Source organism: Pseudomonadota bacterium, from assembly GCA_023229365.1.
Taxonomy (GTDB): domain Bacteria; phylum Myxococcota_A; class Polyangia; order JAAYKL01; family JAAYKL01; genus JALNZK01.
In genome coordinates this window covers 1-13,184 of sequence record JALNZK010000144.1, presented here as the reverse complement: position 1 = coordinate 13,184, position 13,184 = coordinate 1, and the positions used below count along the sequence as shown (strand labels likewise).

14 protein-coding genes are annotated in these 13,184 nt (G+C 68.8%); 10 read left to right on the top strand and 4 right to left on the bottom strand.

Annotated elements, in window-relative coordinates; translation table 11 throughout:
- The 7 genes from M0R80_28055 to tnpA all read left to right on the top strand — a co-directional run.
- Window positions 1-898, top strand: an 898-nt coding sequence (locus tag M0R80_28055) for a hypothetical protein (protein ID MCK9463493.1), incomplete at its 5' end; no start/stop codon positions are given.
- Between the two features lie 45 nt (window positions 899-943).
- A complete protein-coding gene (locus M0R80_28050; GenBank protein ID MCK9463492.1) occupies window positions 944-1,255 on the top strand; it encodes a hypothetical protein in 312 nt (103 codons plus the stop codon).
- An 83-nt stretch (window positions 1,256-1,338) separates the two neighbouring features.
- Window positions 1,339-2,802 (top strand): formylglycine-generating enzyme family protein, encoded by a 1,464-nt coding sequence (locus tag M0R80_28045; GenBank protein MCK9463491.1) that lies wholly within the window; start codon window positions 1,339-1,341, stop codon window positions 2,800-2,802.
- Window positions 2,803-2,944: 142 nt separating this feature from the next.
- Window positions 2,945-3,991 (top strand): hypothetical protein, encoded by a 1,047-nt coding sequence (locus tag M0R80_28040; GenBank protein ID MCK9463490.1) that lies wholly within the window; start codon window positions 2,945-2,947, stop codon window positions 3,989-3,991.
- Window positions 3,988-4,902, top strand: coding sequence for a choice-of-anchor L domain-containing protein (locus tag M0R80_28035; GenBank protein MCK9463489.1), 915 nt, complete (start codon window positions 3,988-3,990; stop codon window positions 4,900-4,902). Before M0R80_28040 ends, M0R80_28035 begins: the two co-directional genes overlap by 4 nt.
- Window positions 4,903-4,987: 85 nt before the next feature.
- Window positions 4,988-5,299, top strand: a complete 312-nt coding sequence (locus tag M0R80_28030) for a hypothetical protein (GenBank protein ID MCK9463488.1) — start codon at window positions 4,988-4,990, stop codon at window positions 5,297-5,299.
- A 120-nt stretch (window positions 5,300-5,419) separates the two neighbouring features.
- A complete protein-coding gene (tnpA, locus tag M0R80_28025; GenBank protein MCK9463487.1) occupies window positions 5,420-5,845 on the top strand; it encodes an IS200/IS605 family transposase in 426 nt (141 codons plus the stop codon).
- A gap of 79 nt (window positions 5,846-5,924) precedes the next feature.
- Here tnpA and M0R80_28020 read toward each other — a convergent pair whose 3' ends face one another.
- The gene (locus M0R80_28020) at window positions 5,925-6,233 is read right to left on the bottom strand and encodes a hypothetical protein (protein MCK9463486.1); all 309 of its coding nucleotides are present in this window, start codon (window positions 6,231-6,233) and stop codon (window positions 5,925-5,927) included.
- A gap of 9 nt (window positions 6,234-6,242) precedes the next feature.
- Entirely contained in the window at window positions 6,243-7,781 is a 1,539-nt protein-coding gene (locus M0R80_28015) for a glutamine synthetase family protein (GenBank protein ID MCK9463485.1), read from the bottom strand.
- A 207-nt stretch (window positions 7,782-7,988) separates the two neighbouring features.
- Between M0R80_28015 and M0R80_28010 the strand changes: the two genes are divergently transcribed.
- Both M0R80_28010 and M0R80_28005 read left to right on the top strand, forming a co-directional pair.
- Window positions 7,989-9,317, top strand: coding sequence for a hypothetical protein (locus M0R80_28010; protein ID MCK9463484.1), 1,329 nt, complete (start codon window positions 7,989-7,991; stop codon window positions 9,315-9,317).
- The gene (locus M0R80_28005; protein MCK9463483.1) at window positions 9,314-10,627 is read left to right on the top strand and encodes a saccharopine dehydrogenase NADP-binding domain-containing protein; all 1,314 of its coding nucleotides are present in this window, start codon (window positions 9,314-9,316) and stop codon (window positions 10,625-10,627) included. The genes M0R80_28010 and M0R80_28005 overlap by 4 nt, the downstream gene beginning before the upstream one ends.
- Here M0R80_28005 and radC read toward each other — a convergent pair.
- Window positions 10,620-11,303 (bottom strand): DNA repair protein RadC, encoded by a 684-nt coding sequence (radC, locus tag M0R80_28000; protein MCK9463482.1) that lies wholly within the window; start codon window positions 11,301-11,303, stop codon window positions 10,620-10,622. The two genes, M0R80_28005 and radC, sit on opposite strands and share 8 nt — an antisense overlap.
- 163 nt (window positions 11,304-11,466) lie before the next feature.
- Window positions 11,467-11,757, bottom strand: a complete 291-nt coding sequence (locus M0R80_27995; protein ID MCK9463481.1) for a 4Fe-4S binding protein — start codon at window positions 11,755-11,757, stop codon at window positions 11,467-11,469.
- Between the two features lie 239 nt (window positions 11,758-11,996).
- On the opposite strand from M0R80_27995, the gene M0R80_27990 reads away from it, so the two are divergent.
- Window positions 11,997-13,142 carry an LCP family protein gene (locus M0R80_27990; protein MCK9463480.1) on the top strand — a complete coding sequence of 382 codons (1,146 nt, stop codon included), beginning with the start codon at window positions 11,997-11,999 and terminating at the stop codon, window positions 13,140-13,142.
- Window positions 13,143-13,184 lie beyond the last annotated feature (42 nt).

Below are 13,184 nucleotides of genomic sequence, written 5' to 3'. Positions count from 1 at the left end.
CGTGGGCGACGTGCACGTCAGCGCCTCCGGGGCCGCGTTCGATCTCGTGAAGAACAAAGACGGCGCGTCCGTGTACGTGGCGCGCGGCATGGCGGTCATCGAGTCGAGCGGCGGCCGGGCCGAGGTCGAGAGCGGCGAACGGGCGGAGGTGAAGGCCGGGTCAGCGCCCGCGGTCGCGCCCATGGGCTATTGGGAGGACTGGACCGGCGGCATGGCCGACCAGGAGATGGCGCGGTGGAGCGGGAGCGGCGCGGGCGGACGGCTCTACGGGATTGACCCTTCGCGGGCCGCCGAGCCGCCGCAGGAGCTGCAGATCACCTCACAGAAGGTGCGCGCCGTGATCCGGGACGGGGTCGCCCACACCACGGTGGACCAGCGCTTCTTCAACCCCACGGGCACCGACCTCGAGGGCTGGTACTGGTTCACGGTGCCCGCGGGCGCGGCGGTGGAGCGGTTCGCGTGGGAGGTGGACGGCAAGCTCGTCGAGGGGGAGATGATCGAGCGCGGACGGGCGGCCGCGACGTACCGCGAGGCGGTCGAGAGCCGGAGCGATCCCGCGCTGCTGGAGTGGGTCGATGAGCGCACGTTCCGTGCCCGGGTGTTCCCGGTGCCGGCCGCGGGCGATCGCCGGCTCATCCTCTCCTACGTGGAGCTGCTCCCGTTCGGCGACGGCGCGTACCGGTACGTCTACCCCATGGGCGGCGAACGGGAGACCGTGATCGAGGAGTTCTCGTTCGAGGCGGACCTCGGCGCCGCCGGGCGCGACCTCGAGATCGCGGCCTCGGACGCGGCACGCATCGAGAACGGCGGGACGCGGGTCAGCATGCGCCGATCCGGCTTCGCGCCGCGAGCGGATCTCCTGCTCCAGATGAAGCCGGCTCTCCGAGCTGTGATATAGTTCGCGAGGGGTCGAACTTTGTCGCGGAAGATATCTTATGTTAACTTGCCGGAACGAAAGTGCGCTTATGGCGCCTACGTGCAGGTAACGTGGCAGGAGAATTGGTGCGACGACTCCGACACCGGCACCGAGTGGGACTGGATGAACTTCTTCTGGGAGTGGCACTCCGGAGGAGGATCGGGGGATGCCGACTACCCGAATCGGGCGAGCATGACCGACATCTACTCTTCCATCAACGACGCCGAAGTCTGGGATGATGTGTACTGGGGTGCCTTTGCACGGTTCGGAAGCAATGACTTCTCTCCGAAGTTCCTATACTTCCAGGAAGTAGCTGATTTGTACGAGGTAGCGCAGTGATGAAGCTCCATTCTGTCTGGCCCCACCCGATTGGTCTATTAGCCCTTGCGGTGGCGCTGTCGGGCTGTGGGAAGAGCCCGGCCATGTCCGACGCCGGCACCGAGGACCCGTTCCTCGCCGGACCGGTCACGCCGCCTCCTGCGGAGTGTGAGGGCGACGCGTACGTCGAAGGCGAATGCGCCCACCCGTGCGTGGAGGAGAGCTGCCAGGGCGGATGGTGTCGGATCCCTCAAGGCTGTTTCATCTACGGGACACCCGAAGAGGAGCCAGGTCACGGCATCTCCGAAACGTTAACCCCACTGACTCTCACCCACGATTTCATTGTGCAACAGCACGAGCTGACACAGGGAGAATGGGCGGCGATGGGATTTGCACCGACTTCGACCGGGCCGGACGGAACAGGGTTCGTGGCGTGCGCCGGGAACAACTGCCCGGTCGTGTCCATCTCCTGGTGGGAGGCCGTGGCGGCCGCGAACCGGCTGTCCGAGCTGCACGATCTCCAGCCGTGCTACGAGCTGACCGGGTGCACCGGCGAGGTGGGAAAAGGGATGGTCTGTCAGAAAGCCCGGGCGGTCCACGCCAACGTCTACGACTGCCCGGGCTACCGTTTGCCGACTTTGGCCGAGTGGGAGTACTCCGCTCGCGCAGGCACACGTACTGCGTTCTATTCTGGAGAAATCGAATCCGTTAGTGATTCATTGGGCTATTTCTTCGACGCTAACCTCGATCCTATCGCTTGGTACTGGTGGAATTCGGGTCCGGGAACGGAGATTGACGAGATGCTGCCGTGCGAGGGAAAGACGACGCACCCTGTCGAGCAGAAGACGCCGAACCCATGGCACCTTCACGACATGAGCGGCAACGCCATGGAATGGTCGTGGGACAGGTACGGATGGGGCCACGGATTCGAAGGGGTTGCACAAACAGATCCTCTGGATGACGGCGAACAAGAGATTCACGTTTACAGAGGTGGCGCCGCGGCGATGCCTTCCGTGTTGCTTCGCTCTTCGGCGAACTTCGTATTGCCGGACAACCGTGCCTCCATCGGCGGTGGCCTCCGCCTCGTCCGGACGGTCTCCTGGCCCGAGGGAGCGGACACCGAGACCGTGCCCGATCCCGACACGGAGACGGAGACCGACTCGGACACCGAGCCGGTCGACACGGACGCGCACAACCCCGACGACTGCCCGCTCGGCTCCGCTTGGCCGTGCACATGCTACTTTCCAGAGGACACGCCCGGCTTCTGGGAGTGCGACGACGGCACGGCGTGCGTCTACGTGAACCCCCACCACGCGGAGTGGGACCCGGAGTTCGGGATCTGCGCGGTGATGTGCGACGACATCGAGACCGACCCCACGTGCGACCCCACGACGTTCACGGGAGATCCGAGCTGCGAGCTGACCTACGCGTACAGCTCGGTCGGGATGCCGGACGGCTGCGTATTGCTGTGCACGGAAGACTTCGAGTGCCCCTCCGACCAGCACTGCGTCATCGAGGACTTCTACGGCCCGGACGCGACCCAAGGGTTCTGCTACCCGCACCCCTGAGAAACGATCTCTCGTTCGCCTGCTCCTGAAAACCGTTTCCAGCCTTCCTGCGCTCGACGCCATCACTCGTCCAGGACATTCCCTTCCGCTGGTGCTAGAATCGATCGCAATCTGTGACATTTTTCGACAGGGGAGGCCCACCATGAAGACGACTCTTTGGCTCGCTTGGGCGCTCGCGATGGCGCTCGGCTTCGCGCCGGCGTGCGGGGACGACGGCGGCGGCAGCGGCTCCGACACCGACGGCGACACGGACTCGGACACGGACGTCGATTCGGATACGGATGCCGATTCGGACACCGACGCGGATTCGGACACCGACGCCGACGCGGACGGCGACCTCGTGATCGACCACACGAACGCGGATCTCGGCGCGATCCCGGAGTCGGCGATCCAGGACGCGATCGACGACCTCCACATCGCGTACCAGCACACGTCGCACGGCAGCCAGCTGATAACCGGCATGGGCGCGCTCATGGCGTACCCGCCGTACGACGGCCTCTACGCCTTCGACGACGCCGGCGGGAGCGCGACCTCGCTCGACCTCGACGACACCGCGATCCCGGAGATCCCGGAGACCTCCTACAACGCCGTGGACCTGAGCACCGGCGACTGGGTCGACGAGGACGGCGACACGCCCTGGGTGGTGCAGACCCGCGCGTTCCTCGGCAACTCGGCGAACGCCGACGTGAACGTGGTGCTCTGGTCGTGGTGCAGCATCAACGGCCACGACGCGCAGCGCTACGTCGACAACATGGAGAAGCTCGTCGAGGAGTACCCCGATGTCGTGTTCCCGTTCATGACCGGCCACTCGGAGGGCACGGGCGAGGAGACGGCGGTCGGCTCCATCCACTACAACAACGAGCTCATCCGCGCGCACTGCGCCGAGAACGGCCGCTGGCTGTTCGACTTCGCGGACATCGAGGCGTACGACCCGGACGGCGACTACTTCTGGGATCAGGGGATGAGCGACAACCTCGACTACGACGGCGGCAACTGGGCGGTCGAGTGGATCGCGGAGAACCCGGACTCGGAGCTCGCCGCGCTCACGCTCGGCGACGGAGGGAGCTACGCCGGCTGCACCGGTTGCGCCCACTCGGAAGATCCGGTCGAGGCGAACCTGAATTGCGTGCTCAAGGGCAGCGCGGCGTGGCGGATGTGGGCGCGCCTCGCCGGCTGGGGCGGCCTATGACGGCGCGGCGCCGGATCCTCGCGCTCGCGTTCCTGGTGTCCGCCGCCTGGCCCGCCGGCTGCGGGCCGGATCGGCGCGACGTGCCCGAGGACGAGGACACCGACACGGACACGGATCCGGGCTGCGACTGCGGCGATCTCGACGAGACCTCCGCCGCCGACCTCGCGGCGGCGATGAACCTCTGCCCGGGGGCGTACCTCGACGCCGTGTCCCTGGACATGACGAGCTCCGACGGGCTGCGCGGGTTCGGCATCGCGCCGCAGCTCGGCACCAGCGACTGCCTCGAGGCGCCGCACAGGTGCGTGATGCTCGCGATCTCGACCGGGCCGCTGGACGAGGAGAACCCCAACTTCGCGGAGGACATGGGGGACGACGGCGCCTCCACCGACCTCGATCCGCAGCCCGAGTACCAGGGCGGCGATCCGGCGACCGGCGACCCGGCGGAGGCCTGCGACCGCAACCAGCTGCGCGTGACCCTGACCGTGCCCGAGGGCAAGCAGGGGTTCTCGTTCGACTTCCTCTTCGCGTCGGCCGAGTACGACGAATTCCTGAACTTCGGATTCAACGACACGTTCTACGCGATCATGGAGTACGACGCGCTGAACGACGGCGCGACGACGAACATCGCGTTCGACGACGCCGGCAACGAGATCGAGGTGGACGCGGAGTTCTTCGAGAACGACATGCACCCGTGCAGCGAGACCGGATCGCACTGGTCGCAGACCACCAGCGGCAACGCCGGCTCCACAGGCTGGCTCCGCACGAGCTGGCCCGTGGCCCCGGGCGACACGTTCAACCTCACGTTCTCGATCCACGACGAACTGGACAACCTCTTCGACTCGATCGTGCTCCTCGACCGCTTCCGCTGGCTGGACGAGGCGCCGACGGGGGTCACGGTGCCGATCGAGTAGTTTTTTCGCGGCCCGCGCGTTTTTTCGTCAACCTTTGCGCAAAACGTCCGATTCAGCTTCGGGTGACACGCAAAGGAGGGACGACATGTCGACCTGGACCCGGGGCGCGACCGCGCTCGCGATGAACACGACGACCTTTTCCACGGCGCGCCGCGCGCCCACCTCGGCCGAGGCGCTCAGCGCGGCGATCGCGCTCCTCGACGCCGGCCGGCCCACCGCGGCGGACGAGGCGCTCACCGCGGCGATCGTCGCGGACGCGGACAACGCCGATCTCTGGCTCGCGGCGGGCGTGGCGAGGCTCCGGCGCGGGGCGATCTCCGCCGCGCGTTCGGCGTTCGAGATGTGCGCCTGGATCAGCGGCGACACGCTGGCGCGCGAGCTCGCCGGGCTGCTGTAGGGCCAAGAACCGGAGGTCAGGACCGGAGGTCCCCATCGACCGCGGCCACGAGGGCCGCGGCAACGATGCTCCTGCGCGCATCGCGCTCCGGAGCACGCCCTGGCGGGCAGGAGCTTCACCTTGAAACAGCGGCACTCGTTTCACCGCCTTTTTTATCATCTCGTCTTTGCGACGAAGCACCGGGAGCCGTGGATCGCGGCGCCCGAAGACGGAGTGGCGCTCCTCGGGCTGTTCCGCGCAAAGGCCGCTGCGTTGGACGCCTACGTCGAGGAGTTCGGCTGTTACAAGGATCACGTGCACCTTCTCTTGCGGAGCGGGCCGACCGTCGCCCTCAGCGAACTCTACGGGCAGCTCAAGGGCTTCGCGGCGTGGGAGATCCGCGGGCGTTGTCCGTCGATCCCGTTCCGGTGGCAGGACGGTGTGTGGATCGAAACGGTCGCCCCAGCCAGGAGCGACTCGTTGCGCACCTACATCCGCGATCAGTGGCGTCGGCACGAGTCGCGGTCAATCATCGAGGAATGGGAGCCTCCGTCGGACTGCCCGTAGGGCGTGCTCCGACGCGATCTTACGCGGAGGAGCATCGTTGCCGCGGCCCTCGTGGCCGCGGTGCCGAGCGGCCCGGGGTTCAGCTGCACGTGCACGAGTCGAGGTAGCAGGTCCCCGTCGACGTGCCCCCGTCCGCCTGGCACCAGTCGGTGCACAGGTCCGAGACGCACGAGAGGAACTCGCAGGTGCAGACGCCGGTCTCCTCGTCGTAGGTGACGTCGACCGCGCACCACTCGCACCCCTCGAGATCGTCGGCGTACTGCGCCGCGCAGTACTGCTCGCACGCGGCCTCGTCGTCCGTCCCGCCGCCGCCGCCGTCGTCGTCCCCGCAGGGGCCCGCGGCGAAGAGGAACGGCGCGAGCGCCGCGATCGCGAGTGCCTTCCGCATGACGACCTCCTAGTGGCGGTGGATGTCCTTGTGCATCACCTGACGCGTGGCGTGGAGCCGCTCCTCGGCCGGCATCTGGGAGAGCTGTCGGTTGAGGTGCTCGTCGTTCTCCCGGGCGAGCATCTCGATCACGTGATCGATGACCTGCTTCGGGAAGTTGCCGTACTCCTCGTACATCGCGCGCCGCTCCGCGAGGAGACGGCCGCACGCGACGCACGAGCCCGGGAGCGCCTCGAGCCGCGCGAGCAGCTCCTTGTCGGTGAAGATGTTCCCCTCGACGCGCGTCTTCCGGGCGAGGTCTATCGCGCCGGGCTGCGTGAGGCCCCACTCGGCCGCGGTGGTGAGCCCGGCGAGCAGCAGGTGGAACATCGCGGAGCCGTCCGGGGATCGGATCTCCACGGTCTGCACCCCGCGCTCCTCGACGAACGGCGTCTTCTCCCCCGGGTTCACGGTGCGGGCGAGATCGGACGTCCCGGCCCACCCGAGCGGGACGCGGATCAAGGCCGAGCGGTTCGAGTGGCTCCAGCAGATGCGCGTCGGCGCCTCCTGGTTCGGCACGAGCCTGAGGAACGCGGACGCCACCGTGTTCCCGAACGCCGAGAGCGTCGACGCGTACTGCACGAGCCCGCCTATCAGCTTGAGCGCGTCGTCGGACAGGGCGCCTCCGGCGGCGGTCATCAGGTTCCGGCCGCCCTTCACGAGCTCCATGTGGAAGTGCATCCCGCTCCCGGCGATCCCCTCCTCGAGCTTGGGCGAGAACGTGGCGAGCATGCCGTGCTTGTACGCGACGTTGCGGATGATCCACTTGGCGAGCGCGACGAAGTCGCCCGCCTCGTCGATGGGCCGCGTCAGGAGCTCGATCTCGTGCTGCCCGCCGCGGCGGCCGGCGAGGAGCGGCCGGTCCGAGCGCAGGCAGTCGATGTAGCCGACCTCCGCGTGCGCGTACTTGACCGCGCCGGTGATCTGCGCGATGTGGCGCACCATCTCGTTCACGACGTCACCGCTCTTGAAGAACGGCGAAGACATGTGGTAGCCGGCCTGCTTCGGCGGGGTGAAGAGCTCGTCGCCGCCCGGCCGGAGCAGGAAGAACTCGAGCTCGCCGAGGGCGTGGAGCTCCATCCCGGTCCGGCTCTGGAACCTGTCGTGCGCGAGGCCGAGGATGTTGTCCGGCGTGAACGGCGCCCTCGCGCCGTCCTTGTCGAGGAACCGGCAGATGAAATCGATGCTCCCGGGGTTGAACGGGTTGATGAACGCCGACTTGTAGATCGGCACGACATAGAGATCGGAATTCGCCGTGTTGACGAGCCCCTTGAAGAGCGACGACCCGTCGAGCCGCTCGCCCGCGGCGAGGATCCGCTCCGCGTGCCGGAGCGTGGTGAACGGGAGCTTGAGCTCCTTGAGCTGGCCGTCGCCGCCGGTGTAGCGGAACGTGAACCGCTCGATCCCCTGCTCCGCCGCGACGCGCAGGAGATCCGCCCGGGTGAACTCCTCGCGATCCTTGTCGATCATCCGGCTCAGGGGGTTTGTCAGGGCGAGTTTGTCGACCACGGCATGCTCCTTTCGCCCCGCGCCGTATCGCGGGGCTCGAGAACCTGATACTAGTGTCGCCCCGGAATCGGCACAAGAGCGTTGCCGGAAGGGACGCCGGGTGTTCCCACCCGCGTAAAATCTGGTAAGAAGAGGGCGCCCGGAGCCGTCCGCCGGCCGGGGTCCGGGGAGGGTCGTGTTCGCTCGGGGGGCGTCGAGGTGGCCGTCATGAGAAACGCAATCGGTCTTCGCCTGGAGGACAAGAACCCGTGGGAGCGGCGCGTCGCGCTGTCGCCGAGCGACGTCCGCGACCTGATCGCACAGGGGATCGACGTCCGCGTCGAGCGGTTCCCTCGGCGCACGTTCGCCGACGCCGACTACGCGGCAGCGAAGGCCTCGGTCGTCGACGACGTCCGCGACTGCGGCGTGGTGCTCGGCATCAAGGAGATGCCCCACGGCTACTTCCGGCGCGGCGGCGCTTACATGATGTTCTCGCACACCATCAAGGGGCAGCCGTACAACATGGGGATGCTCCGGGAGCTCGTCGACAAGGGGTGCACGCTGCTCGACTACGAGATCGTCACCGACGACGACGGGCGGCGGCTCATCTTCTTCGGCAGGTACGCGGGGCTCGCCGGGATGATCGACACGTTCTGGACCCTGGGCCGGCGGCTCGACGCGCTCGGGATCCGGTCGGCGTTCTCGGCGATCTCGCCGGCTCACGCGTACGCTGATCTCGGCGCCGCGAAGGCCGCGGTGGCCGAGCTCGGTCGCAGCGTCGCCGCCCTGGGCGTGCCGAGGGAGATCGCGCCGGCGGCGTTCGGCTTCACCGGCTACGGCCACGTGTCGCAGGGCGCGCAGGAGATCTTCGACCTCGTGCCGCACGTCGAGGTGGCGCCCGCTGAGCTCGCGGCGTTCCTCTCGCGGAACGGCGCCCTCGCCGACCGGCTCGTGAAGACGGTCTACAAGGAGGCGGATCTCGTCGCGCCCAGGGATCCGGCGCGGGCGTTCGACCTCCAGCACTACTACGGGCACGGGGAGGCCTACGTCTCCGCGTTCGCGCCGCACCTCGAGCTGCTCACGGCGATCGTCAACGGCATCTACTGGGACGCGCGCTACCCGAAGCTCGCGACGCGGGACCAGCTCCGCGCGTTGTTCGCCGGCCCGGCCCGGCCGAGGCTCGTCGCGATCGGCGACATCTCCTGCGACGTGGGCGGCGCGCTCGAGTGCACGGTCCGCGACACGAACCCCGGCGATCCGACCTACGTTTTCGATCCGGCCACGGGCGCGGCGCCCTCGGGGTTCGACGGGCCGGGGATCGCCGTGATGGCCGTCGGCAACCTGCCGTGCGAGCTCCCGCGCGAGTCGTCGAGCGCGTTCGCGGCCGCGCTCAAGCCTTTCATCCCGGCGCTCGCGGAGGTGGATCTGGACGGCGACTTCGACGCCGCGCGCCTGCCGGAGCCGATCCGCCGTTCGGTCATCCTCTGGTGCGGCGGCTTCACGCCGCGGCACGAGCACATGCGGGCGTTTCTGCACGAAACGAGGAGTGGGGAATGAAACGAGTTCTTGTCCTGGGTGCCGGCCTGGTCGCGAAGCCGCTCATCGACTACTTCGCCGAACGCGAGGGGTTCGCGCTGACCGTCGCCGACATCTTCGTCGAAAAGGCCCGCGCGCTCCTCGCCGGCCGCACCGGTTGCGCCGCCGTCGCCCTGGACGCGAGCCGCAACGACGAGCTTGCGGGGCTCGTCGCGTCGCACGACGTCGCGGTCTCCCTCCTCCCCGCGCCGATGCACCCGATCGTGGCCGCTCTGTGCCTCACGCACAAGAAGCACATGGCGACGGCGTCGTACGTCAGCCAGGCCATGCGCGAGATGCACGCGGACGCCGCGGCGAACGACCTCGTCTTCGTCAACGAGTGCGGCGTGGATCCCGGGCTCGACCACATGTCGGCGATGCGGGTCATCCACGGTGCGACGCGGCGCGGCGGTAAGATCGTCTCCTTCCGATCCTACTGCGGCGGCCTCCCGGCGCCGGAGGCGAACACGAACCCGATAGGCTACAAGTTCTCGTGGGCGCCGCGCGGCGTGCTCGTGGCGGCGACGAACCCGGCGCGGTTCCTCAGGGACGGCGCGGTCGTCGAGGTGCCGGGCACCGAGCTGTTCGCCGACCCCGAGCCGGTCGAGTTCCCCGGGGCCGGGAGCTTCGAGGGCTACCCGAACCGCGACGCGCTCCCCTACATCGAGATGTACGGCCTCGACGGCGTCCGGACGATGTTCCGCGGCACCCTGCGCCACCTTGGGCACTGCGCGTCGTGGTACCACTGGGTCAAGCTCGGGCTGTTCGATCAGCGGCCGCGCTCCGATCTCGCCGGCCTGACCTACAAGCGGTTCATGCAGGGCTTCGTGGGCGGCGCCGGCAACCTCCAGAAGGCGCTCTCCGTCGCGCTCTCCGTGCCCGAGAGCTCCCCCGCGATCTCCAACCTGGAGTGGCTCGGGCTGTTCCACGAGTCGCCGGTGTCGATCTCCGAGGGCGGCAACGTGGACATCCTCGCCTCCCGCATGCTCGAGAAGTGCTCGTTCGCGCCGGGCGAACGCGATCTGCTCATCATGCGGCACGAATTCGAAGTCGAGTACCCCGGGAAGTCCGAGCGGGTTGCGTCGTCGCTCGTCGCGTACGGGGTCCCCGGCGGCGACAGCGCCATGGCGCGGACGGTCTCCCTGCCGCTCGCGATCGCGGTCCGCCTGATCGCCGAGGGCGCGATCCCGCCACCCGGGGTCGTGACCCCGGTCCACCCCGAGCTCTACGGCCCGATCCTCGACGAGCTCGCGCGCGACTTCGGCATCGCGTTCGACGAGGGCGTCATCTGATCACCCCCATGTCGCGCAGGCTCGCGTAGCCGCGGCGCCCGATCACGACGTGATCGAGCAGCGGGATGCCGATCAGCGCCCCGGCCTCGGCGAGCCGCCGGGTGAGCGCCACGTCCTCCGGGCTCGGCGACGGATCCCCGGAGGGGTGGTTGTGCAGCGCGACGATGCGGGCGGCCGCCTCCGCGATCATCGGGCGGAACACCTCGCGCGGGCTCACGACGCACTCGCTGATCGTTCCCTTGGCCACGATCTCCTCGCGCAGCGTCTCGTTGCGGTTGTTCAGCCCCACGACCAGGAACACCTCCTGGTGGAGCGCGCCGAGCCGCGCCCGGTACGCCTCCCAGATCTCCTCGCTGCGGCAGAAGGCGCGCTGGGGCGCCTCGGAGCGCCGCTCGACGACCCGCAGGCCGAGCTCGATCGCGGCGAGGATCCGCGACGCCTTGGCCTCGCCGAGGCCGGGCACGCCGGCCAGCGCGCCGAGCCCCGTCGCCGCGAGCCGGTCGAGCCCCCCCGCCTCCCTGAGGATCCGCTGCGAGGACTCGAGCGCGTTCTCGCCCTGTCCCCCGGCGCCTATAAGCAACGCGACGAGCTCCGCGTCGCCGAGCGCGGCCGCCCCCTTCCCGCGGAGCCGCTCCCGGGGCAGGTCGACGGACGGCCAATGGCGCAGAGAGGACACGGCCGCGGGCAAAGCAATCGACGTGCCACGGCCGGGCGCCCGCGGGCGCTGAACGCCAGGCCCGTGTCGCGGCGGGCGCGGCGGCGGCTGGCGGCGGCGACGCCGACGGGCTCGCCCCCCCGGGCCCCCGATTCCGGGGGGCGAAGCTGAAGGGGAAAGGCGTTTAACGGAAGTGCGACGGGGCCGGGTGGCCGAAGGTGTGCTCGGGCATCAACCGCCGCGCCTTGTCGAGCAGCTCGGCCTCGGTCTCCCGCCGGGCGGGATCGGCGACGCACGCCTCGACCGGGCACTCGACCTGGCACATGATCCGGGCGTACAGGCCGACGCACTCCGTGCATCGGGCGGGGTCGACGGTGCGCGCGTTGCCGGCCGGATCCTCGTGGATCGCGAGCATCGGGCAGACGTCCTCGCAACAGCCGCAGTTGATGCACTCTTCCGTGATCCGGATGCTCACGAGCGGGAATATAGGCTCCGCGCATGACCCAGTCAACGTTTCGAATCGGTTACAAATATACCTTCCCGGGGAATGCTTCGAATCGTCGCATGTGTCTACGGGTTCTCACTCGTCCGCGCCCCCCACCGCGGCGAAGCCACAGCGAACGGAAGATGTATCTATTTGTTTTCAATTGATATTTTCCAAAACATCCGCGTTGGCATCCGGCTTGCTCGGTCCGAGTCCGGAGGTCCTGAGCCATGTCCGTCGATTTCGGGAAGAGGCAACGGGTCGCTCGGCTTTTTTCTGTCGCCTGCTGCGCTGCCTTGCTCGTCGCCACGCGCCAGTGGGCCTGCTCGGATGATCAGGGTCCCCGGGCGGGCGCCGGATCGCCGGCGCTTCTTCCCGGCGACGCCTCGGCAGAGGATCCCGCGGACGCCGGTCCGGCCGCCGTCAGCGCCGTGACACCGGAGCCGATCGAGGCCGGAAATGGCCTCGAGTACGCGCTGTTGCTCGGCTTCGACGGGCCGATCTCGCCTCCCGGCCGGACCGACGCGATCCTCGTCCTCGCGCTCGACTTCGACAGGAACGCGATCGGCGTGGTGAGCGTGCCGAGGGACCTGTGGGTCGACATCCCAGGCTTCGAGCCCGGCAGGATCAACAAGATCTACCGCATCGGCGAAAACCTGCGCGGCCGCGGCCAGGGCCACCGGCTGCTCAAGGGGGTAATCGCGCGGGAGCTCGGCGTCCCGATCAGCCACACGGTCGCGGTCGACATGGGCGGCTTCGAGGAGATCGTCGATCTGCTCGGCGGCATCCAAGTGGACGTGGACTGCCCGATCCGGGACAACTTCGTCTCAAAGGACGCCCCGTCCGGGTACGAGCCGCTCGCGCTCGACGCCGGGCGGCAGCTGCTGGACGGGCGAACCGCCCTCCTCTACTCCCGCTCGCGCCACGGTCGCTCGGACCTGGACCGCTCCCGCCGGCAGCAGGCGGTGCTCGCCGGGATGTGGCGCCGCGCCGCCCGGTTCGACACGCTCGGGCGACTGCCATCGCTCTGGGAGAAGCTCGAGGGCCGGGTCCGGACGGATCTCGATCTCGCGGCGGTGCTGCGCTACGCGGCGCTCGCCCGAAAGGCGGGCGGCGAGGGGATCCACGGCCTGGTGCTGCGCGAGCCGACGGTCTACCAGTGGCGCTCGCCCGACGGGCAGTCCGCGCTGCGCCTCGACCGGGCCGCGTTCCGGGCCGATCTCGCGCGGCTGTTCGACGCGCCGAAGCCCGGCAAGCGGGAGGGGGCGACGTGCCGCCCGGCCGACGTGGCGCTTAGGTGGCGCGAGCTGCGCGGCAAGGGTGGCGCGGCGGAGACGGGCACCGACCCGAAGGAACCTGTGGACGCGGGGATCTGAGCGCCGACCCACCGGCAAATATCTCCTTTTTTTCGAATCCAG

What these genes read in the sequence shown, in the direction of transcription:
- M0R80_27990 (MCK9463480.1), top strand. Translation starts at nt 11,997, where the DNA reads ATGTCCGTCGATTTCGGGAAGAGGCAACGGGTCGCTCGGCTTTTTTCT.
- M0R80_28045 (MCK9463491.1), top strand. Translation starts at nt 1,339, where the DNA reads ATGTCCGACGCCGGCACCGAGGACCCGTTCCTCGCCGGACCGGTCACG.
- M0R80_28005 (MCK9463483.1), top strand. Translation starts at nt 9,314, where the DNA reads ATGAAACGAGTTCTTGTCCTGGGTGCCGGCCTGGTCGCGAAGCCGCTC.
- M0R80_28030 (MCK9463488.1), top strand. Translation starts at nt 4,988, where the DNA reads ATGTCGACCTGGACCCGGGGCGCGACCGCGCTCGCGATGAACACGACG.
- M0R80_28010 (MCK9463484.1), top strand. Translation starts at nt 7,989, where the DNA reads ATGAGAAACGCAATCGGTCTTCGCCTGGAGGACAAGAACCCGTGGGAG.
- M0R80_28040 (MCK9463490.1), top strand. Translation starts at nt 2,945, where the DNA reads ATGAAGACGACTCTTTGGCTCGCTTGGGCGCTCGCGATGGCGCTCGGC.
- M0R80_28020 (MCK9463486.1), bottom strand. Translation starts at nt 6,233, where the DNA reads ATGCGGAAGGCACTCGCGATCGCGGCGCTCGCGCCGTTCCTCTTCGCC.
- M0R80_28035 (MCK9463489.1), top strand. Translation starts at nt 3,988, where the DNA reads ATGACGGCGCGGCGCCGGATCCTCGCGCTCGCGTTCCTGGTGTCCGCC.